Below are 20,712 nucleotides of genomic sequence, written 5' to 3'. Positions count from 1 at the left end.
ACTGGCCGCAAGTTGAGCCCGCATTCTACTCGCTATGCAGGCTGGCATAAATCGACTCGGCAAGCTTTTTACTGATGCCGGGTGCTTTGGCGATTTCATCGACACTGGCGCGGTTGAGCTCCTGCAGGCCGCCGAAATGTTTCAGCAGGTCGCGCCGGCGCTTGGGCCCTACCCCGGCCACATCCTCCAGGCTGGACACCCGGCGGGCCTTGCCGCGGCGGGCGCGGTGGCCGGTGATGGCGAAACGGTGGGCCTCGTCGCGGATCTGCTGGATCAGGTGCAAGGCCGGTGAGTCGCCCTTGAGGGTGAACTCATGGTGCACGTCGTTCAGGTACAGGGTTTCGAAACCGGCCTTGCGCGTCACGCCCTTGGCCACGCCAAGCAGGGTCAAGTCGCTGAAGCCCAGCTCCTGCATCACGTCACGGGCCATGTTCAGCTGGCCTTTGCCGCCGTCCACCAGCAGCACGTCGGGCAGCTTGCCCTCGCCATCCTTGATGCGACCGTAACGGCGGGTCAGGGCCTGGTGCATGGCGGCGTAGTCGTCACCAGCGGTGACGCCTTCGATGTTGAAGCGGCGGTAGTCGGACTTGAGCGGGCCTTCGGGGCCGAACACCACGCAGCTGGCCACGGTGGCTTCGCCGCTGGAATGGCTGATGTCGTAACACTCCAGGCGCTGCGGCACCTCGTCCAGGCCCAGCACCTCGGCCAGGGCCTCGAAACGTGCGGCCATGTGCTGGCGGTTGGCCAGGCGGGCATTGAGCGCCTGCTCGGCGTTGGTCACCGCCAGCTGCTGCCAGCGGGCGCGGGTACCGCGTACCCGGTGGCTGATGGTCAGCTCGCGACCGCGCAAGGTCTGCAGGGCTTCGCTGATGGCGGCGAAGTCTTCGTGCACCACGTTGACGATCAGTTCACCCGGCAATTCGCGCTCGGCATTGCCCAGGTAGTACTGGGAAAGGAACGCGGCCATCACTTCGGCCACCTCCTCCTCGATGCCCACCTGCGGGAAGAAATTCTTGCTGCCCAGCACCCGCCCGCCGCGCACGCTGATCAGGTGTACGCAGGCGCCACCAGGGTTGACGAAGGCGGCGATAACGTCGACGTCGCCGCTGCCGCCTTCGATGTACTGCTGGTCCTGAACGCGCCGCAGCAAGGCGATCTGGTCGCGCAATTCGGCGGCCTTCTCGAAATTGAGGGCCATGGCGGCCTTCTCCATCTCGGCATTGAGCTCGTTGCCCAGTTGCTGGCTACGCCCTTCGAGGAACATCACCGAGTGGCGCACGTCCTCGGCATATTCCTCAGCGGTCACCAGGCCCGTGCAGGGCCCTTTGCAGCGTTTGATCTGGTACTGCAGGCATGGCCGGGTGCGGTTGGCGTAGTAGCTGTCTTCGCACTGGCGCACCGAAAAGGCCTTTTGCAGCAGGCTGAGGCTTTCGCGAATGGCGCCGGCGCTGGGGTACGGGCCAAAGTAGCGGCCCTTGGCCTTCTTCGCCCCACGGTGAATGCCCAGCCGCGGGAACTCGCCGTCGGAAAGGAACACGTAGGGGTAGGATTTGTCATCGCGCAGCAGGATGTTGTACGGCGGCCGCCACTCCTTGATCAGGTTCTGCTCCAGCAGCAGCGCCTCGGTTTCGTTGGCGGTGATGGTGGTTTCGACCTGGGCGATGCGGGCCACCAGCGCGGCGGTCTTGGGCGCCAGGCCGGTCTTGCGGAAATAGCTGGCCAGGCGCTTCTTGAGGTTCTTGGCCTTGCCCACGTAAAGCAGCCGGGCTTCGCCGTCGAACATCCGGTAGACGCCCGGGCGACCACTGCAGGTAGCCAGGAATGCGCTGGCATCGAAAACTTGGGACATGAGGTTTTACAGGCTTGCGTCGACCATACCGTGGCGAACGGCCAGCAAGGTCAGTTCGACGTCGCTGGTGACCGAGAGTTTTTCAAAGATCCGATAACGGTAAGTATTGACGGTCTTGGGTGAGAGGCACAACTTGTCGGAGATGATCTGCACTTTCTGGCAGCCGACGATCATCAGGGCAATCTGGATTTCCCGCTCCGACAAGGCATCGAACGGCGAACCCTGTGGCTGGAATGGCTTCAGCGCCATCTGCTGGGCAATCTGGGGGCTGATGTAGCGCTGGCCGGCGAAGGCCAGGCGGATGGCCTGGACCATTTCGTCAAGGCCGGCACCCTTGGTCAGGTAGCCAGCAGCGCCTGCCTGCAGCAGGCGCGTGGGGAACGGGTCTTCCTCGCACACGGTCACGGCAACCACCTTGATGTCCGGGTGGCTGCGCAGCAGCTTGCGGGTGGCCTCCAGGCCGCCGATGCCGGGCATTTTCACGTCCATCAGCACCACATCCGGCTTCAGTTCACGGGCCAGCCTGAGCGCCGACTCGCCCGAATCGCCCTCACCCACCACCTGCAGGCCATCGATGTCGGCCAGCATGCGTGTAATACCGGTTCGTACCAGATCGTGATCGTCGACCACTAAGACCCTAATCAAGCACACACCTCGTCAGCAGGGCGATTGGATCCCGCCACCTTAACAAAATTTTTCACGGCGGACCTAACGCATTCCTTCTGTCAGAAACACCTGACGTTCAACCGTAAGCGGCCTCACTGTCTGCCGGGATTTGTCGTTGTTGGTCAAACGCCGCAACAAGTGCCAGAGTGCCGCCTGATCGTCGCACGACAACTGCCGGAAAGCCCCCAGCAAACCGGACTCATCGGCGCTCAGCCCCTCGAGCGGTGCCGGGGTGCGGATACCGCTGAGCACATAGAGTGCATCCACGCCCCGGGTTGCCAATGCCGCCAGGTAATCGACCCGCGGCGAGCGTTCACCACTCTCGTATTTGCCCTGGGCATTGGGTTCGACCCCGCCGATATCGCCAAACACGCGCTGGGTCATCCCCAGACGCTCACGCTCTTCCCGCAGCCGCGGACCGATTCCATTCATGGGGGGCTCCTTATCCCTGATCACACTCATGTACGGCCTACCCACCTGCAGGCGGCCGTGAACGCCTGGGTTCACTATGCCGATGCTCACCAGTCGCGACAAGCCATCATTGAGCTATTAGTCGATCGTGCGCTGCATGCGCACAAAGCATTCGTCCTCACCCATTTCGACGAAGCCGTGGCGCTGGTAGAGCACACGCGCCGGGTTGCTGCGAAACACCATCAACCGCAGCAGCGGCAGGTGCCGCTGGCGGGCCCACAGTGCCAACTGCTCCAGCACCCAGCTGCCGACCCCACGCCCACGGTGTTCGGGTAGCAGGTGCAACTCGCGGATGAACAGCGCCTGGCGGTCCTGGCTGAGGCTGCAGAAGCCGAGTACCGCGTCGCCTTCGGTCACCAGCCACTGCTCGCGCCAGCCCCAGGCTTCGTCGAAGGCTTCCTCTAGCCACAGCAGGTCGTATTCGCGGTAGTACGGCAGCATGGCGCGGCGCGTGAGGTCGCGGGCGAAGGTGCGGTGGGAGTCGTTGGCGGGGGTCAGTTGTAGAGGCATGGGTTCTCTGGTCTGGCAGCTCTTGCACTGTCGTTTGTAGGAGCGGCCTTGTGTCGCGAAAGGGGTGCGAAGCGCCCCCAGGGTCTTCGCATTCCTGCAAAATTGCTGGGGCCGCTTTGCGGCCCTTTCGCGACACAAGGCCGCTCCTACAGGGGTCAGCACAGTCCCGATAAATCATTATCGCTCATTGGGCATAGCACACGGGCGAACTGCCGGGCCCACGGCGATCCAGTTCGTCCTCCAGCCATTCAGCCAACACCCGGGCATTGTTGTGCTCGGTATCCTTGCCCGCATAAAGCAATGTCAGCGTGCCCTTTCCGGCCAGGTCCAGCAGCGGGTACCAGTGCTCGGGGTGGGCTGCCAGCTCCTGCTGGTAACGCTTGGTGAAGCCGGCGAAATCCACTTCACCCTGGTGAAACGCCTTGCGCAACTCATCCGAGGGTGCAACTTCGCGCAACCACTGCCCGTGCAGGTCGTCCTTGCGCTTGTTACGCGGCCACAGGCGATCGACCAGCACGCGCTGACCGTCGTCTTGCTCAACCGCATCGTAGACACGCTTGCAGCGAATCATGGGTTTCTCCTGCCACTACCGTCCGTCTTGAGCCTAGATAAATCATTGATCGAGGTCACGGCCTGGTTACGAATTGTTTCTATGCTCAAGGCCTTCGGCACCCTTGCCCCACCCCGACCGGAGCCACCATGGCAACCCCTTCACTGGCCAGCCTGCCGCAACTGGCCCAACGCGATGCCCGCCCGCAACTTGCCCACAAGCCCGGGCGAGCCACCCTGGTGTTGTTCTTCGGCCTGCTGCTGGCCGGTATCGCCTACACCGCCTGGAGCCTGAAGCAGGATGTGACGGCCAGCGGCACGGTAATCACCACGGTCACGCCATTCCTGCTGCTGGGCCTGGCGTTGCTGATTGCCCTGGGCTTCGAGTTCGTCAATGGCTTCCATGACACCGCCAACGCAGTGGCCACCGTCATCTACACCCACTCGTTGCCTGCCCCCGTCGCCGTGGTCTGGTCCGGGCTGTGCAACTTCCTCGGCGTGCTGCTTTCCAGTGGCGCGGTGGCGTTCGGCATCATCGCCCTGCTGCCGGTGGAGCTGATTCTGCAGGTCGGCTCCTCGGCCGGCTTCGCCATGGTCTTCGCCCTGCTGCTGGCGGCGATCATCTGGAACCTCGGCACCTGGTGGCTGGGCCTGCCGGCCTCATCCTCGCACACCCTGATCGGTTCGATCATCGGCGTGGGCGTGGCCAATGCGCTGATGCACGGGCGCGACGGTACCAGCGGCGTGGACTGGGCCCAGGCCAGCAAGGTCGGTTATGCCCTGCTGTTCTCGCCACTGATCGGCTTTGCCTGTGCCGCCCTGTTGCTGCTGGCCCTGCGCGCGCTGGTCAAGCGCAAGGCGCTGTACCAGGCGCCGGAAGGCCAGACACCACCACCGTGGTGGATTCGCGGCGTACTGATCCTGACCTGCACCGGGGTGTCCTTTGCCCACGGCTCCAACGACGGCCAGAAAGGCATGGGCCTGATCATGCTGATTCTGGTTGGCACCCTGCCGATGGCTTACGCATTGAACAAGACCATGCCCAATGAACAGGCCTTGCAGTTTTCCGCGGTCGCCGAGGTAACCCGCCAGGCACTGGTGCGCGGCGCCCCGCAAGCAGCACCGGCCGACCCACGCCAAGTGCTGACCACGTTCATTGCCGAGCCCAGGGCCAACCCGCAACTGATACCGGCGCTGGCGGCACTGACCGGCATGATCGGCGAAGAGGTCAAAGGTTATGGCTCTCTCAAGCGGGTACCGGCCGAAGCCATGGCCAACGTGCGCAACGACATGTACCTGACCAGCGAAGCCATCCGCCTGATCGAGAAGAGCCAGCTGGTAGTGTTCGACGCAGGCACGCGCAGCCAGGTGCTGCTGTTCAAGGCCCAGCTGGACGACGCCACCCGCTACATCCCGCTGTGGGTGAAAGTGGCCGTGGCCATCGCACTGGGGCTTGGCACCATGGTCGGCTGGCGGCGCATCGTGGTGACGGTAGGCGAGAAGATCGGCAAGACCCACCTCAGCTATGCCCAAGGGGCTTCGGCCGAAGTGGTGGCAATGTGCACCATTGGTGCGGCGGATATGTTCGGGTTGCCGGTGTCGACCACCCACGTGCTGAGTTCCGGGGTGGCCGGAACCATGGTGGCCAACGGGTCGGGGATACAGAAGCGCACGCTGGTCAACCTGCTGATGGCGTGGGTGCTGACCTTGCCGGCAGCGATGCTGTTGGCCGGCAGCCTGTACTGGCTGCTGCACCACATTTTCTGAAAAGCTGGGATACGCCCCTTGTAGGAGCGGCCTTGTGTCGCGAAAGGGCTGCAAGGCAGCCCCGTCGATTTATGCATCAGTGCTGAAATCCCGGGGCCGCCTTGCGGCCCTTTCGCGACACAAGGCCGCTCCTACAATGGCCGGTGCATGCACATAAGGCCAGTGTTGCCTGATCAGCCTGGGATTCTCAGGCCCCGCTGCACGGCCGGCCGCTCGAGGAACGCCGCCAGCACCCGCTGCACTTCCTTGAACTGATCGAAGCCGACCAAATCTCGGGCGTTGTAACGCTCAACCAGGTTACGCACCCACGGGAAGATCGCGATATCGGCGATGCTGTACTCGTCGACTATCCATTCCCGGCCTTTCAGATGCCGGTCCAGAACACCGAGCAGGCGCTTGGACTCGTTGACATAACGGTCCCGCGGGCGCTTGTCCTCGTATTCCTTGCCAGCAAAGAAATGAAAGAACCCGACCTGGCCAAACATCGGCCCGATGCCACCCATCTGGAACATCAGCCACTGCAAGGTCTGGTAACGCTGGGCCGGGTCCTGGCTGAGCAACTGGCCGCTCTTCTCCGCCAGGTACTGCAGGATCGCCCCCGACTCGAACAGCGGCAGCGGCTGGCCGCCCGGGCCATTGGGGTCGAGGATGGCGGGGATCTTGTTGTTGGCGCTGAGCGAGATGAACTCGGGGCTCAGCTGGTCATCGTTGTCGAAGCTGACCTTGTGCGGCTCATAGGCCAGGCCAATCTCTTCGAGCATGATCGACACCTTGACGCCGTTGGGCGTCGGCAGCGAATACAGCTGCAGGCGCTCGGGGTGTCTGGCGGGCCACTTGCGGGTAATGGGGAAAGCACTGAGATCGGTCATGATCAACCTTGCCTAGGGAATGAACCTCTCACTCTAGAGACATCCCCGGCCGCTGACCATCACCGACCACTCATCAGCACCGGCGGCTCAGGCCTGGCCGTGGGCCTTGAGCTTGAGCTTTTCGGTATCGACGCGAACGAACACCGAGTCGGCAGTCACTGTCAGCACATCGTCGGCCCAGACTTCGCAGAGCACCCGGGTCTTGCGCCCTACTTCACCTTCCACACGCGCCTTGAGCAACAATTCGACGCCCATGGGCGTGGGCTTGAGGTAGTTCAGGCCAAGGCTGCCAGTGACACAGTCGATGCGCGGCAGGCTGCCCGCTTCGCGACCTTCGTTGCGGTAGTGGTAAGCTATTGCCGTCCAGTTGGAGTGGCAGTCGACCAGCATCGCCAGCAGCCCGCCGTAGACCAGGCCGGGCCAGCCGATGAAGGTGCTGTCGGGCGCGTGCCGGCACACCAGGTGGATGCCGTCGTCGTCCCAGTGGCTTTGCAGGTGCAGGCCGCTGGGGTGGGAGCAACCGCAGCCGTAGCAAGTGCCGTCGGGGGCGGCGAGGGCCTGGAGGGAAAGGGAGTGGTCGTTCATACGCTTCCTGTGCTTATTGATATGGGGGGCGCGCAACGCCCCCACATTAAAGCAGAAACATCAGGCCGTCTGGGCGACCACCCTGGCGCGCCGCTGGGTCAGCGAAACCAGCAGGATGAACGCGGTCACCCCGGCGGTCATCAGCGTCTCGTAGCGGTAGGCATCGCTGAACAGCATGTAGCCCAGCACCATGACGATGGTGCCGATCACCAGCCAGGTCAGCCATGGGAACAACCACATCTTCAGCTCCAGCGGCCGCCCTTCACGCTCGGCACGGGCCCGCATGCGCAGCTGCGACACGGCAATCACCAGGTACACCAGCAAGGCGATGGCGCCGGTGGTGGACAGCAGGAAGCCGAATACCTTGCCCGGGAACACATAGTTGACGAAGCACCCGGCAAAGCCGGCCAAGGTCGAGAAGATGACCGCCACGGTCGGTACGCCAGAGCCGGAAATACGCTTGGTAACGCTCAGCGCCTGGCCGCGGGCACCCAGCGAATAGAGCATGCGCGACGCGGTGTACAGGCCCGAGTTCATGCAGCTGGTCACGGCCACCAGCACCACGATATCCACCAGCAGCTTGGCGCCCGGCACGTTCAGCACTTCCAGCACGCGCTGGAACGAACCTACCGCTTTCAGGCCCGGGTCGTTCCACGCCACCAGCGATACCACCAGGAAGATCGACGCCAGGTAGAAGATGGCGATGCGGTACACCACCAGGTTGGTAGCGCGGCGGATCTTGTCTTTCGGGTTGGCGGTTTCGTCAGCGGCAATGGTGACGATTTCGGCACCGAAGAACGAGAAGATGGTGATCAGCACGCCACCGAGCACGGTGCCGAAACCGTTGGGCATGAAGCCGCCGTTATCCCACAACCGGCTGACCCCGGACACCTCGGCCAGCGGCCAGACGCCAAACACCGCCAGGCTGCAGACCACGATGAAGGCGATGATCGCCACCACCTTGACCAGCGCGAACCAGTACTCGAAGGCACCGAAGTTCTTCACGCTGATCAGGTTGGTACCCGACAGCACCAGCATGATCAGGAAGGCGAACAGCCACGACGGCACGCCAGGGAAGTAGGCATGCAGGATGTCGGCGCCGGCAATGGCCTCGACCGGAATGATCAGTACCCAGAACCACCAGTACAACCAGCCGATGGTAAAGCCCGCCCAAGGGCCGATGGCTTCGGAGGCATAGGTGGAAAACGAGCCGCTGTTGGGGTTGGCGATGGCCATTTCGCCCAGCATGCGCATCACCAGCAGGACCAGCAGGCCGGTCATGGCGTAGGAGATGAGGATGGCCGGGCCGGCGGTGGCGATGGCGTTGGAGGAACCGATGAACAGGCCGGCACCGATGATGCCGGCGATGGAGATCATGGATACCTGACGGGACGTCAGACCGTGCTGCAGGGAGCGCTGTTTGTTGTTGTGTAGCGAAGCCATGAAGAACCCTCGAATGGGTCGGCCGCAGCGGGGCGGCTGAAGACTGGAGCAGAATTCTTATAAATTTCTGATGTTCGTTGTTGTTGTTTTGCAGATGCCGGAAGCGGGTACTGACCTCCTCTTCACACGACCGGTTGTAATCGTTGATCCAGGTCAGTATTAATCTATAGGCCGGGGTCAACAAACGACCTTTTCGAAACACATGATTCCGTTATGGAATGAACTCCTTCCTTTTTTGCTCGGTATTTGCCCGTCATGTCCAAACGCCTGATGCCTTCGACCACCGCCCTTCAGTGCTTCGAAGCGGCCGCCCGCCACCTCAGCTTCACCCGCGCGGCCCAGGAACTGCACCTGACCCAGAGCGCCGTCAGCAAGCAGGTGGCGCAGCTCGAGGACATGCTGTCGCACTCGCTGTTCCAGCGCATTCGCCGGCGCCTGCACCTGACCCCGGCCGGCGCGCTGTACCTCACCGAAGTGAACAAGATCCTCACCCAGATCGACATTTCCAGCCGCTACATCCTCAGCTATGGCGACGAGACCGAAGTGCTGCGCATCGCCACCCAGCCCACCTTCGGCGCGCGCTGGCTGGTACCCCGGCTGAAGGGTTTTGGCGACCGCTACCCGCGCATTCACCTGGATATCCGCAATGAGCTGGAGCCGTTCGACCTGGTGCAGGCCAAGGCCGACATTGCGTTTTTCTTCGGCCAGGGCACCTGGCCCGGGGCAACCTGCATCGAACTGTTCAGCGAGGAAGTGGTGCCGGTGTGCAGCCCGCAGCTGCTGGCCAACCACCGGTTCGACAGCGCCCAGGCGCTGACCGAACACCGCCTGCTGCAGTGCGTGTCGCGCCCGGAGGCCTGGCACGAATGGTTCCTGGGGCTGGGACTGCATAGCCAGAACAGCTACCACGGGCCCCGCTTCGACACGTTCTACCTGTGCATCCGCGCGGCCATTGCCGGCTGCGGCATCGCCCTGATTCCGCGCTACCTGGTGGCCGAAGAGCTGAGCGAGGGCAAACTGGTGGTGGCCTGGGACCACCCGGTGGCGAGCAATGGCCGGCACTTCATCGCCCATGCCGAGCATGCGGCCGAAGTGCCCAAGGTCAGGGACTTCGTGCAGTGGATTCGGGAGCGGGTGGCCGAGGGGGAGTGATATCACCTGGGCGGGCCTCTTCGCGGGTAAACCCGCTCCCACAGGGATCGCACGCTTTCAAGCGTGGCGCCGTACCTGTGGGAGCGGGTTCACCCGCGAAGAGGCCCGTGCTAGCAATACAAAATCAGCCAAGATCAAGAATCCATGGAATGACCGCAATCGAATAATTCGTTTGCGGAATAACCTGCCAACACGCTTGGATAATAAGAAATTCGAACAAAGGTCCGCGTGCCCATGAACCAGGAAAGTATCAGCCAATCCATTGCCATCGTTCACCCGATCACACTTTCCCATGGCCGTAATGCCGAAGTCTGGGACACTGACGGCAAACGTTACATCGACTTCGTCGGCGGTATCGGTGTACTCAACCTGGGCCACTGCAACCCGGCCGTGGTCGAGGCGATCCAGGCCCAGGCCGCTCGCCTTACCCACTACGCCTTCAACGCAGCCCCCCACGGCCCATACCTGGCGCTGATGGAACAACTGAGCCAATTCGTACCGGTCAGCTACCCATTGGCCGGCATGCTCACCAACAGCGGCGCGGAAGCTGCGGAGAACGCCCTGAAAGTGGCCCGTGGTGCCACCGGCAAACGCGCCATCATCGCCTTCGACGGCGGCTTCCACGGTCGCACCCTGGCCACCCTGAACCTCAACGGCAAGGTCGCCCCGTACAAGCAGCGGGTCGGTGAGCTGCCGGGGCCGGTGTACCACTTGCCCTACCCCAGCGCCGACACCGGGGTTACCTGCGAACAGGCCCTCAAGGCCATGGACCGCCTGTTCAGCGTCGAGCTGGCAGTGGAGGACGTCGCGGCGTTCATTTTCGAGCCGGTGCAAGGCGAAGGCGGCTTCCTCGCCCTTGACCCAGCCTTCGCCCAGGCCCTGCGCCGCTTCTGCGACGAGCGCGGCATCCTGATCATCATCGACGAGATCCAGTCGGGCTTCGGCCGCACCGGCCAGCGCTTCGCCTTCCCGCGTCTGGGCATCGAGCCCGACCTGCTGCTGTTGGCCAAGAGCATTGCCGGCGGCATGCCGCTGGGTGCGGTGGTCGGGCGCAAGGAGTTGATGGCAGCGCTGCCAAAGGGCGGCCTGGGTGGCACCTATTCAGGCAACCCGATCGCCTGCGCAGCGGCCCTGGCCAGCCTGGCGCAGATGACCGACGAGAACGTCGCTACCTGGGGTGAACGCCAGGAGCAGGCAATCGTGCACCGCTTCGAGCATTGGAAGGCCTCGGGCCTGAGCCCGTTCCTCGGCCGCCTGACCGGCGTCGGCGCCATGCGCGGGATCGAGTTCGTCAATGCCGACGGCAGCCCGGCACCGGCGCAACTGGCCAAGGTGATGGACGCGGCGCGGGCCAAGGGCCTGTTGCTGATGCCCAGCGGCAAGGCGCGGCACATCATCCGCCTGCTGGCACCGCTGACCATCGAGGCCGAAGTGCTCGAGGAGGGCCTGGATATCCTCGAGCAGTGCCTGGCGGAGCTGGGCGCCTGAGAAGAACGGGGGCTTAAAGACCCAGTTCCTGCGGGGTGAGCATGTCGGACTCGAAGGCAATCCAGCCGCCTTCGAGTTCGGCGTGGCCGTTGACGATCGGGCCGTAGTAGGTCAGGCCGTTCTCCAGGGTCACGCAGATGTGCGTGGCGTTCTTTTCGGGGGCTGCGAGCGTACCGACGAAATGCACCTTCTTCAGCGTTTCGGTCACCGCTTCCAGGCCAACGCGCATGTTGGGGTTTTCCGAGGCCTCGGCGTCGCCGCCGCGGTCTTCGGCGCTGACGGTGATGGTGGCGATGTACGGGTACTTGGTGCTCAAGCGGGTTACCTCTGTGGGTGTGTAGGCGTATGGGCGCGTAGAGTACGGCAGGTGATCTCCATTGTCTCTACCGGCCTCTTCGCGGGCACGCCCGCTCCCACAGGTACTGCGCACGCCTTGGGCAATGTGCGGTCCCTGTGGGAGCGGGCGAGCCCGCGAAGAGGCCGGGCCTGCAAAAGGTGATCTGAATGCCCCGATCTGTTAGGGTGCCCGCCGATGCACGCCACACCACACGAGGATCCCGAGTGAGCGCCGAAGAACCCCTGATCGCCGACCTGTTCGAGGTCGACAAACGCCTGTCCCTCAAGCCCGTGGTGGACTTCAACAGCTACCTGCGCAACGCCTTCGGCGAAGGCCCGTGCCGTTGCCATCGCTGTACCGAAGGTGGCGACCAAGGCACCTACAGCTACGCCCACACCTTCACCTTCGACGGCCGCCAATGGCACCGCCGCTTTGCCAGCACCTCCGGCAGCGACGTCGCCCAGGCCCTGAAAAAGGCCTGGCTGTCGTACACCAAGGCCGATCTCAACCTGATCGGCGCACTGGACCTGGCCACCCTCAAGACCTTCACCGAGGCCGCCCTGCACACGCGCCTGCTGGCCCTGCTGCCTGCCAGCGGCCTGGCCCGCGAAGTGGATGGCCAGTGGCTGCTGCAAGCCCAGGCCGACTGACGGCCCGGCGGTAAAGCAGGATTCTCCCGTTCTGCTACCGTGGGAGAATCCGCTCATCCGCAGGTAGTCCGCCATGGCCCGTACAACGCCCATCGAGCTGTACCGCAATATCGGTATCGTCGCCCACGTGGACGCCGGCAAGACCACGACCACCGAGCGGATCCTGTTCTACACCGGGGTCAACCACAAGATGGGCGAAGTGCACGATGGTGCCGCGACCATGGACTGGATGGCCCAGGAGCAGGAGCGCGGCATTACCATCACCTCGGCGGCGACCACTGCCTTCTGGCAGGGCTCGACCAAGCAGTTCGCCCACAAGTACCGCTTCAACATCATCGACACCCCGGGCCACGTCGACTTCACCATCGAGGTGGAACGCTCGCTGCGCGTGCTCGATGGCGCGGTAGTGGTGTTCAGCGGCGCGGACGGGGTCGAACCGCAGTCCGAGACCGTATGGCGCCAGGCCAACAAGTACCATGTGCCGCGCCTGGCCTACATCAACAAGATGGACCGCCAGGGCGCCGACTTCCTGCGCGTGGTCAAGCAGATCGACCAGCGCCTGGGCCACCACCCGGTGCCGATCCAGCTGGCCATCGGCAGCGAAGAGAACTTCATCGGCCAGATCGACCTGGTGAAGATGAAGGCCATCTACTGGAACGATGCCGACCAGGGCACCAGCTACCGCGAAGAAGACATACCCGCCGAGCTGCAGCCGCTTGCCGACGAATGGCGCGCGCACATGGTCGAGGCCGCCGCCGAAGCCAATGACGAGCTCACCATGAAGTTTCTCGATGGCGAGGAACTGAGCATCGACGAGATCAAGGCCGCACTGCGCCAACGCACCATCGCCAATGAAATCGTGCCGACCATCCTCGGCTCGTCGTTCAAGAACAAGGGCGTGCCGCTGATGCTCGACGCGGTCATCGACTACCTGCCCGCCCCGTCGGAGATCCCGGCCATCAAGGGCACCGACCCGGATGACGAAGAAAAGCACCTGGAGCGACACGCCGACGACAGCGAGCCGTTCTCGGCCCTGGCATTCAAGATCGCCACCGACCCGTTCGTCGGCACCCTGACCTTCGCCCGGGTCTACTCCGGCGTGCTCAGCTCCGGCAACGCGGTACTCAACTCGGTAAAGGGCAAGAAGGAACGCATCGGCCGCATGGTGCAGATGCATGCCAACCAGCGGGCTGAAATCAAGGATGTGTGCGCCGGCGACATCGCCGCGCTGATCGGCATGAAGGACGTGACCACCGGCGACACCCTGTGCGACATGGACAAGCCGATCATCCTCGAACGCATGGACTTCCCCGACCCGGTAATTTCCGTGGCAGTGGAGCCCAAGACCAAGGCCGACCAGGAAAAAATGGGCATCGCCCTGGGCAAGCTGGCCCAGGAGGACCCGTCATTCCGTGTGCGCACCGACGAGGAGACCGGCCAGACCATTATCTCGGGCATGGGTGAGTTGCACCTGGACATCATCGTCGACCGCATGCGCCGCGAGTTCAACGTCGAGGCCAACATCGGCAAGCCGCAGGTGGCCTACCGCGAGAAAATCCGCAACACCTGCGAGATCGAGGGCCGCTTCGTCCGCCAGTCCGGCGGCCGAGGCCAGTACGGCCACTGCTGGATCCGCTTCGCCCCCGGCGACGAGGGCAAGGAAGGCCTGGAGTTCATCAACGAGATCGTTGGCGGCGTGGTACCACGCGAATACATCCCGGCTATCCAGAAAGGCATCGAGGAGCAGATGAAGAACGGCGTGCTGGCCGGCTACCCGCTGATTAACCTGAAGGCAGCGGTGTTCGACGGCTCGTACCACGATGTCGACTCGAACGAAATGGCCTACAAGATCGCCGCCTCGATGGCCACCAAGCAGCTGTCGCAGAAAGGTGGGGCGGTGTTGCTGGAGCCGGTGATGAAGGTGGAGGTGGTGACCCCGGAGGAGTACCAGGGTGACATCCTCGGCGACCTGAGCCGGCGCCGCGGGATGATCCAGGACGGTGACGAAACGCCGGCCGGCAAGGTGATCCGTGCCGAGGTGCCGCTGGGCGAGATGTTCGGCTACGCCACCTCGATGCGCTCCATGACCCAGGGCCGGGCCAGCTTCTCGATGGAGTTCACCCGTTATGCCGAGGCACCGGCGAGCATTGCCGATGCCATCGTCAAGAAGAACCGCGGGGAATAAAACCTTCTCCTGCACCGGCCTCTTCGCGGGCATGCCCGCTCCCACAAGGGTTATGCGATCCCTGTGGGAGCGGGCGCGCCCGCGAAGAGGCCGGCACAGGCAACAACCCTTCTCAGTGCTGCTCCCCAGCCCGCTTCAGCAGCTTCTTGCAGCGCTCGGACAGATGCACCACCCGCAACTGCTTGCCCGCCCTCGCATACCGCTCCCGCAAGGTCTTCAACGCCGCAATAGCCGAATAATCGACAAAGCTCAAATGCTGGCAATCCAGGGTCACCTTGGCCGGGTCGTTAGCCGGGTCGAACTGGTTCAGGAAAACCGTAGTCGAGGCAAAGAACAGCGTGCCATGCACCTGGTAATGCTTGCCCTCCTCCGCATCCTCATGGCTGTCGGCATACAGCTCCCGCGCATGCTGCCAGGCAAAGTTCACCGCCGCGATGACGATGCCGAACAGCACCGCCACCGCCAGGTCGGTGAGCACCGTTACCACGGTCACGGCAATGATCGCCAGCACATCGCTCAGCGGCACCTTGTGCAGCACCCGCAACGACGCCCAGGCAAAGGTCTGCTGCGCCACCACGAACATCACCCCGACCAGCGCCGCCAGCGGAATACGCTCGATCAGCGGCGACAGGAACAGCACGAACAGCAAGACCATCACCCCGGCCACCACACCTGACAGCCGGCCACGGCCATTGGAGCTGAGGTTGATCACCGTCTGGCCGATCATCGCGCAACCACCCATGCCACCGCACAGGCCGGAAACCATGTTGGCCGCGCCCAGTGCCACGCACTCGCGGTCCGGGTAGCCACGGCTCTCGGTGATTTCATCGGTCAGGTTGAGCGTGAGCAGGGTTTCCAGCAGGCCGACCATGGCCATCAGCACCGCGTAGGGGGCGATGATCTTCAGGGTCTCGAGGTTCCACGGCACGTCCGGCAGGGCCAGCTGCGGCAGGCCACCGGCGATGCGCGCCATGTCGCCCAGGGTGCGCGTGGGCAGGCCGAGCAGGTACACCAGCAAACCAACGCCAAGGATCGCCACCAGCGCTGGCGGCACCGCACGGGTCAACTTCGGCAGCACGTAGACCACCGCCATGGTCAGCGCCACCAGGCCGATCATCAGGTACAGCGGCGTACCGCCGAGCCAGTGCCCGCCCTCTTTGAAGTGCTCCAGCTGGGCCATGGCAATGACGATCGCCAGGCCGTTGACGAAGCCGAGCATCACCGGGTACGGCACCAACCGCACCAGCTTGCCCAGGCGTAGCAAGCCGAACAGGATCATCACCACGCCGCCCAGCAAAACCGTGGCCAGCAGGTACTGCGCACCGTGCTGCACCACCAGCGCAACGATCACCACCGCCATCGAGCCGGCGGCACCGGAAATCATCCCCGGCCGACCACCGAACAGCGCCGTCAGGGTGCAGATGATGAAGGCGCCATACAGGCCCATCAGCGGGTTGAGGTGAGCCACCAGGGCAAAGGCGATGCACTCGGGCACCAGGGCGAATGAGGTGGTCAGGCCGGCGAGCACGTCGGCGCGAAGTCGGGCGGGTTTCATGGGCATCCTGTGGTGCAGTCCGGATGGACGGATCGAAAACAAGCGGGCGCGATGTTACGGAATTTGTCTGGCAGCGGCCACCGTTCAGCGCACCCGCTCCCGGCTTTGCACGGCCAGGTCCAGAGCGCGCTGCATGTCCAGGCGCGCCGAACGCCCCAGGTCGGGGTGGTTCAGTTGGCCGCCACGCTCAGACGGCAGGATCGGCGCCGTCAGGTCCTCGGCGTCCATCGCTTCGAAATCCTGCTCGGTGCCCAGGGTCAAGGCGCTGCACCGCAACAGCATGCGCACCTGCTCGGGGGTCAGCGCCGGGTTGATCGACAGCATCGTCGCCACGGTTGCAGTCACCAGCGGCGTTGCGTACGACGTGCCACAATGCGCAGTGCCCGCACCCGGGCGAATGCAGGCCGCCGCACTGACATCCACGCGCATGTCGATGTTGGAGCTATGGCGCTTGCGCACATGGCCAGGGTGTTCGACCGCCACTGACTTGTCACTGCGCTGGTGCCCGCCCACCACCAGCAATTGTTCGGTGATGAACGACGATGGCAGGCGATATTCATCGGTACCCGACCAGGACGCACCATTACCCGCCGAGTTGACCACCACCACATCAGGGTGCTCGGCGCGCAGCCACAGGAAGAACTCCTCGAGCAGTTCCTCATAGCCACTCATGGCCAGCCCGGAACGCACCAGCGAATCGACTTCGTCACCTTTGACATCGCGCGCGCCTACCCGATGGATGCCCCAGCTCCAGTTCAACACCCGCACCCCATCCTCGACCAGGTTCACCGATGCAGCGATGTTGGCGGTGATACCAGCATCCGAGTTGCGCTCGACAATCACCTCGAAGCCAGGACTGTGCTTGCCCAGCTTTGGCAAAAAGCCTTCATCCTGATTCGCCAGGATACCGGCCACATGGCTGCCGTGACTGCCTGGGCGATCACCGTCGCGCGCATACAGGCATGTCTGCGCCTGCTCGCAGCGCCCTCGATAATGGCTGAAGCCTGGCGCGTCAAAGTCCACCTCTCGCTCGATTACCCCGACCCGCACCGGTTGCACCGGCAAGCTGGAAGCGGCAACTCGCCGCTGGTAGTAGTACAGCGCGTCCATGAAGCGGTTGGCGGCCCACTCATCCGCCTGATCGATGGCCAGGGCGTCACGCCCGCTGCCTTCCTCGCCACGCTCCGGGGCAGACTCCTCGACAATCACTGCATCCACGCTGACTTCACTGCCCATGCGCAGGATCATCGCGTCGCGCTGCACCAGGTCACCCACCGGCAAGCGCAACTGGTAGACATTCAGCGGCGGTATGGCACCCACGACCTGGGCGCCGTACTTCCCGGCGATCCGTCGGGCTTCGCCGAGGCCATCATGTTTTTCCTCGATCAAAAGGCTTACCAGGTCCACATAGGTGGTGAGGCCATCCATGTTCTTCGCCACTTCATCAGGCCCGGCGGCCACAACATGGCTGCGCTGGCGGGTCAGCCAAACCGGGTTGCTGGTGCGCTCGCCGTCCTCCAGCCACAGCGGAGCACTGCGCAGGGCTTGTTTGGCCAATTTCAGCGTAAGCCGGTCACCTTGCCGCTCGAAATCGGCTGTCGGCAGCCGCGCACCACCGAGCCAGACCGTCGGCAGCTGCGCCCCGAGCCCCTCGGCGCGCAGGCACCATTGCTGCTGGCCATCGCCAAACAGGTCGCCACAACGCTGCAGCTGTTTGATGCGCAACGAATCAGCTGCAGCCTCGGCACCAAGGCTGCAAAGCCATAACAACAGGATCAGACCACGCTTCATGCCATCAGCCCCACTCACTCCCTGTGAATGCGACTGACGGGAAAGATCAAAGGTTCAGCTATGGCGGACAGCCGTCTCGCCCCAGGTGCTTTCGTAGCCACTTCCCCATCATCGACATGATCCAGACCCGGCAGGAAGTCAGTAAATTTGCCATCATGTCCATTCCACCTGCGGAGATCATGGACATGCCGCTACGCCCCCTATTCGCCGCCTTGCTGCTGGCCGCCAGCCTCACCGCCCAGGCCGCCACCGAGGTATTGCCGCTACAACACCGCAGCAGCGCCGAACTGCTACCTGCCGCCCAGGCATTCATCGCCAAGGATGGCACGGTCAGCGCCTTCGAGAACAAGCTGATCGTCAACGCCAGCCCCGAGCGCATCGACGACCTGCGCACCCTGCTGCAACAGCTGGACACCGCACCCAAGCGCCTGCTGATCAGCGTCGACAACAACGACAGCAACTTCCAGGACAACCGTGGCAACGCACGTGTCATCCACTACGGCACCAGCAACCGTGACGGCGGCATGCAGCAGATTCAGGCCAGCGAAGGCCAGCCGGCGCTGATCCAGGTCGGCCAGAGCATCCCGATCACCAGCACCAGCACCGACGGGTACGGGCGCATCCAGAGCAATACCGAATACCGCAACGTGACCCAGGGTTTCTACGTCACGCCCAGCTTGAGTGGCGATACGGTTCGTCTGCAAATAAGCACCAATAATGATCGCATCAGCCAGGAACGTACTGATGTAGTGAAAGTGCAAAGCACCGACACGACAATCACCGGCAAGCTCGGAGAATGGATCACCCTGGCCGGCTACAACCAGCAGAGCCAAGCCGACCGTAGCGCGTCAAGCCACAGTTACAGCACCCAACGGGGTGAAAACATGACTTTGCGTGTCAAAGTCGACCTTCTCGACTGATCCCAGGCAATTCAAGGCCTCGACCAAAGGCCTTGAAACTGACTGCCAAGTCGCATTAGACCAAAGATGTAGTAAGTGAAAAAAACCACTACAAAACATTTGACAGGGTCTTTTTCCCAAGGGCATGATGGCCTCGCTCCCGCTAATCAGGGGCCCTGGCAAGGGCCTTCGAGGCGCACTCCTCCCACCCCTGGAGGCGTCTCGTGTCTATACGGCCCACAAGGCGGTTCGACGGGATTGCGACTGCAACGAAGAAGTTGTCCCGAGGGACGGAAGCGCATCACCGCAGTACTGGCAACCGCGTAGCACCGCAGCAAGGCAACCACGAGCCAACCTGCCGGAGCACCCTTTCGCCTGGCCTGCACACCCTTCCCCTTCGAGCCTTCGCGTTCGCCGCCGCACTCCTGCGAACAGGACAGCCGCCAGCTCCTGATCTGCTCCGAGCATCAGCACAATTACCCCAAGATCGATGCGACGAGGTTTATTTCCATGGCACTGACACGCGAACAGCAAATTGCAGCCCTCGAGAAAGACTGGGCCGAGAACCCGCGCTGGAAAGGCGTGACCCGTACCTACACCGCCGCTGATGTCGTTCGCCTGCGTGGCTCCCTGCAGCCGGAGCACACCCTGGCCCGCCTGGGTGCAGAAAAACTATGGAAGCTGGTCACCGAAGGTGCCCACCCGTCCTTCCGCCCAGAAAAAGATTTCGTCAACTGCATGGGCGCCCTGACCGGCGGCCAGGCAGTGCAGCAGGTCAAGGCCGGCATCCAGGCCATCTACCTGTCCGGCTGGCAGGTTGCCGCCGACAACAACTCCGCCGAGTCCATGTACCCTGACCAGTCGCTGTACCCGGTCGACTCGGTACCGACCGTGGTCAAGCGCATCAACAACGCCTTCCGCCGCGCCGACCAGATCCAGTGGAAAGCTGGCAAGAACCCGGGCGACGATGGCTACATCGACTACTTCGCACCGATCGTGGCCGACGCCGAAGCCGGTTTCGGTGGCGTACTGAACGCCTACGAGCTGATGAAGAACATGATCGAAGCAGGCGCCGCCGGCGTGCACTTCGAAGACCAGCTGGCCTCGGTGAAAAAATGCGGCCACATGGGTGGCAAGGTGCTGGTACCGACCCAGGAAGCCGTGCAAAAGCTGGTGGCCGCGCGCCTGGCAGCTGACGTATCGGGCGTGCCGACCATCATCCTGGCCCGTACCGACGCCAACGCCGCCGACCTGCTGACCAGCGACTGCGACCCGTACGACCAGCCGTTCGTGATTGGCGAGCGCACCCGTGAAGGCTTCTACAAGGTACGCGCCGGCCTCGACCAGGCCATCGCCCGCGGCCTGGCCTACGCACCGTACGCCGACCTGATCTGGTGCGAAACCGCCAAGCCGGACCTGGACGAAGCCCGCCGCTTCGCAGAAGCGATCAAGAAGGAGTACCCGGACCAGATCCTGTCGTACAACTGCTCGCCGTCCTTCAACTGGAAGAAGAACCTGGACGACGCGACCATCGCCAAGTTCCAGCGCGAGCTGTCGGCCATGGGCTACAAGCACCAGTTCATCACCCTGGCCGGCATTCACAACATGTGGCACGGCATGTTCAACCTGGCGCACGACTACGCCCGCAACGACATGACCGCCTACGTGAAGCTGCAGGAGCAGGAGTTCGCTGACGCCAACAAAGGCTACACCTTCGTGGCGCACCAGCAGGAAGTGGGCACTGGCTACTTCGACGACATGACCACCGTGATCCAGGGTGGCGCATCGTCGGTGACTGCACTGACCGGTTCGACCGAGGAAGAGCAATTCCACTGATAGTGGGTTGCTGTTGAAGAAAGGCCCGAGGCTTGTTGAAGCCCCGGGCCTTTCTTTTTGGTCTGTACCCAGAAATACACGAACCCTGTAGGAGCGGCCTTGTGTCGCGA

The 20,712-nt window shown here is 63.3% G+C and carries 18 protein-coding genes; 7 read left to right on the top strand and 11 right to left on the bottom strand.

The features are described from left to right. Positions 1–25: 25 nt before the first annotated feature. The 5 genes from uvrC to ABIB24_RS08675 all read right to left on the bottom strand — a co-directional run bounded on the left by uvrC (position 26) and on the right by ABIB24_RS08675 (position 4,067). Positions 26–1,849 (bottom strand): excinuclease ABC subunit UvrC, encoded by a 1,824-nt coding sequence (gene uvrC / locus ABIB24_RS08695; protein ID WP_013973365.1) that lies wholly within the window; start codon positions 1,847–1,849, stop codon positions 26–28. A 6-nt stretch (positions 1,850–1,855) separates the two neighbouring features. Then, positions 1,856–2,494 (bottom strand): response regulator transcription factor GacA, encoded by a 639-nt coding sequence (gacA, locus tag ABIB24_RS08690; protein ID WP_015271036.1) that lies wholly within the window; start codon positions 2,492–2,494, stop codon positions 1,856–1,858. 63 nt (positions 2,495–2,557) lie between these two features. Next, positions 2,558–2,947, bottom strand: a complete 390-nt coding sequence (locus ABIB24_RS08685) for a helix-turn-helix domain-containing protein (protein WP_025339909.1) — start codon at positions 2,945–2,947, stop codon at positions 2,558–2,560. A 117-nt stretch (positions 2,948–3,064) separates the two neighbouring features. Next, a complete protein-coding gene (locus tag ABIB24_RS08680) occupies positions 3,065–3,496 on the bottom strand; it encodes a GNAT family N-acetyltransferase (protein WP_025339910.1) in 432 nt (143 codons plus the stop codon). A 184-nt stretch (positions 3,497–3,680) separates the two neighbouring features. Beyond that, on the bottom strand, positions 3,681–4,067 hold the full coding sequence (locus ABIB24_RS08675; RefSeq protein ID WP_350012589.1) for a DUF488 domain-containing protein: 387 nt from the start codon (positions 4,065–4,067) through the stop codon (positions 3,681–3,683). Between the two features lie 128 nt (positions 4,068–4,195). Between ABIB24_RS08675 and ABIB24_RS08670 the strand changes: the two genes are divergently transcribed. Next, complete coding sequence (locus ABIB24_RS08670) at positions 4,196–5,812, top strand: inorganic phosphate transporter (RefSeq protein WP_354316322.1); 1,617 nt, start codon at positions 4,196–4,198, stop codon at positions 5,810–5,812. 173 nt (positions 5,813–5,985) lie between these two features. Here ABIB24_RS08670 and ABIB24_RS08665 read toward each other — a convergent pair whose 3' ends face one another. From ABIB24_RS08665 to ABIB24_RS08655, 3 genes are all read right to left on the bottom strand, one after another. Further along, positions 5,986–6,681, bottom strand: coding sequence for a glutathione S-transferase N-terminal domain-containing protein (locus ABIB24_RS08665; protein ID WP_354316321.1), 696 nt, complete (start codon positions 6,679–6,681; stop codon positions 5,986–5,988). 87 nt (positions 6,682–6,768) lie between these two features. After that, complete coding sequence (locus ABIB24_RS08660) at positions 6,769–7,266, bottom strand: PaaI family thioesterase (RefSeq protein WP_354316320.1); 498 nt, start codon at positions 7,264–7,266, stop codon at positions 6,769–6,771. Positions 7,267–7,326: 60 nt separating this feature from the next. Continuing rightward, positions 7,327–8,709: an amino acid permease gene (locus tag ABIB24_RS08655; protein WP_025339914.1), complete on the bottom strand. Its 1,383-nt coding sequence runs from the start codon at positions 8,707–8,709 to the stop codon at positions 7,327–7,329. A 255-nt stretch (positions 8,710–8,964) separates the two neighbouring features. Here ABIB24_RS08655 and gcvA point away from each other — a divergent pair, with 255 nt between their 5' ends. Together gcvA and ABIB24_RS08645 are read left to right on the top strand one after the other, a co-directional pair. Further along, positions 8,965–9,861 (top strand): transcriptional regulator GcvA, encoded by an 897-nt coding sequence (gcvA, locus tag ABIB24_RS08650; protein ID WP_354316319.1) that lies wholly within the window; start codon positions 8,965–8,967, stop codon positions 9,859–9,861. A gap of 234 nt (positions 9,862–10,095) precedes the next feature. Then, positions 10,096–11,349 carry a 2-aminoadipate transaminase gene (locus ABIB24_RS08645; protein ID WP_274078690.1) on the top strand — a complete coding sequence of 418 codons (1,254 nt, stop codon included), beginning with the start codon at positions 10,096–10,098 and terminating at the stop codon, positions 11,347–11,349. Positions 11,350–11,362: 13 nt separating this feature from the next. Here the strand turns inward: ABIB24_RS08645 and ABIB24_RS08640 are convergent, their stop codons facing one another. Next, a complete protein-coding gene (locus ABIB24_RS08640) occupies positions 11,363–11,665 on the bottom strand; it encodes a hypothetical protein (protein ID WP_013973376.1) in 303 nt (100 codons plus the stop codon). 245 nt (positions 11,666–11,910) lie between these two features. Between ABIB24_RS08640 and ABIB24_RS08635 the strand changes: the two genes are divergently transcribed. Further along, positions 11,911–12,336, top strand: coding sequence for a hypothetical protein (locus ABIB24_RS08635; RefSeq protein WP_274078689.1), 426 nt, complete (start codon positions 11,911–11,913; stop codon positions 12,334–12,336). Between the two features lie 73 nt (positions 12,337–12,409). Further along, positions 12,410–14,521 carry an elongation factor G gene (fusA, locus tag ABIB24_RS08630; RefSeq protein ID WP_137164432.1) on the top strand — a complete coding sequence of 704 codons (2,112 nt, stop codon included), beginning with the start codon at positions 12,410–12,412 and terminating at the stop codon, positions 14,519–14,521. A gap of 112 nt (positions 14,522–14,633) precedes the next feature. Here the strand turns inward: fusA and ABIB24_RS08625 are convergent, their stop codons facing one another. Both ABIB24_RS08625 and ABIB24_RS08620 read right to left on the bottom strand, forming a co-directional pair. Beyond that, positions 14,634–16,076: a SulP family inorganic anion transporter gene (locus ABIB24_RS08625; protein WP_025339918.1), complete on the bottom strand. Its 1,443-nt coding sequence runs from the start codon at positions 16,074–16,076 to the stop codon at positions 14,634–14,636. An 84-nt stretch (positions 16,077–16,160) separates the two neighbouring features. Further along, entirely contained in the window at positions 16,161–17,867 is a 1,707-nt protein-coding gene (locus tag ABIB24_RS08620) for a S8/S53 family peptidase (protein WP_354316318.1), read from the bottom strand. Positions 17,868–18,022: 155 nt separating this feature from the next. Between ABIB24_RS08620 and ABIB24_RS08615 the strand changes: the two genes are divergently transcribed. Both ABIB24_RS08615 and aceA read left to right on the top strand, forming a co-directional pair. Beyond that, positions 18,023–18,787, top strand: a complete 765-nt coding sequence (locus tag ABIB24_RS08615; RefSeq protein ID WP_274078687.1) for a secretin N-terminal domain-containing protein — start codon at positions 18,023–18,025, stop codon at positions 18,785–18,787. Between the two features lie 489 nt (positions 18,788–19,276). After that, the gene (aceA, locus tag ABIB24_RS08610) at positions 19,277–20,602 is read left to right on the top strand and encodes an isocitrate lyase (RefSeq protein ID WP_013973380.1); all 1,326 of its coding nucleotides are present in this window, start codon (positions 19,277–19,279) and stop codon (positions 20,600–20,602) included. Positions 20,603–20,712: the final 110 nt, after the last annotated feature.

The sequence above is a fragment of the Pseudomonas sp. UYEF17 genome (assembly GCF_040546125.1).
Lineage (GTDB): Bacteria > Pseudomonadota > Gammaproteobacteria > Pseudomonadales > Pseudomonadaceae > Aquipseudomonas > Aquipseudomonas putida_Z.
Note: the sequence above shows the minus strand (reverse complement) of the source record. Positions and strands in the feature narration are given on the sequence as shown.

What these genes read in the sequence shown, in the direction of transcription:
- uvrC (WP_013973365.1), bottom strand. Translation starts at nt 1,849, where the DNA reads ATGTCCCAAGTTTTCGATGCCAGCGCATTCCTGGCTACCTGCAGTGGT.
- ABIB24_RS08685 (WP_025339909.1), bottom strand. Translation starts at nt 2,947, where the DNA reads ATGAATGGAATCGGTCCGCGGCTGCGGGAAGAGCGTGAGCGTCTGGGG.
- ABIB24_RS08680 (WP_025339910.1), bottom strand. Translation starts at nt 3,496, where the DNA reads ATGCCTCTACAACTGACCCCCGCCAACGACTCCCACCGCACCTTCGCC.
- ABIB24_RS08675 (WP_350012589.1), bottom strand. Translation starts at nt 4,067, where the DNA reads ATGATTCGCTGCAAGCGTGTCTACGATGCGGTTGAGCAAGACGACGGT.
- ABIB24_RS08670 (WP_354316322.1), top strand. Translation starts at nt 4,196, where the DNA reads ATGGCAACCCCTTCACTGGCCAGCCTGCCGCAACTGGCCCAACGCGAT.
- ABIB24_RS08665 (WP_354316321.1), bottom strand. Translation starts at nt 6,681, where the DNA reads ATGACCGATCTCAGTGCTTTCCCCATTACCCGCAAGTGGCCCGCCAGA.
- ABIB24_RS08660 (WP_354316320.1), bottom strand. Translation starts at nt 7,266, where the DNA reads ATGAACGACCACTCCCTTTCCCTCCAGGCCCTCGCCGCCCCCGACGGC.
- ABIB24_RS08655 (WP_025339914.1), bottom strand. Translation starts at nt 8,709, where the DNA reads ATGGCTTCGCTACACAACAACAAACAGCGCTCCCTGCAGCACGGTCTG.
- gcvA (WP_354316319.1), top strand. Translation starts at nt 8,965, where the DNA reads ATGTCCAAACGCCTGATGCCTTCGACCACCGCCCTTCAGTGCTTCGAA.
- ABIB24_RS08645 (WP_274078690.1), top strand. Translation starts at nt 10,096, where the DNA reads ATGAACCAGGAAAGTATCAGCCAATCCATTGCCATCGTTCACCCGATC.
- fusA (WP_137164432.1), top strand. Translation starts at nt 12,410, where the DNA reads ATGGCCCGTACAACGCCCATCGAGCTGTACCGCAATATCGGTATCGTC.
- ABIB24_RS08625 (WP_025339918.1), bottom strand. Translation starts at nt 16,076, where the DNA reads ATGAAACCCGCCCGACTTCGCGCCGACGTGCTCGCCGGCCTGACCACC.
- ABIB24_RS08620 (WP_354316318.1), bottom strand. Translation starts at nt 17,867, where the DNA reads ATGAAGCGTGGTCTGATCCTGTTGTTATGGCTTTGCAGCCTTGGTGCC.
- ABIB24_RS08615 (WP_274078687.1), top strand. Translation starts at nt 18,023, where the DNA reads ATGTCCATTCCACCTGCGGAGATCATGGACATGCCGCTACGCCCCCTA.
- aceA (WP_013973380.1), top strand. Translation starts at nt 19,277, where the DNA reads ATGGCACTGACACGCGAACAGCAAATTGCAGCCCTCGAGAAAGACTGG.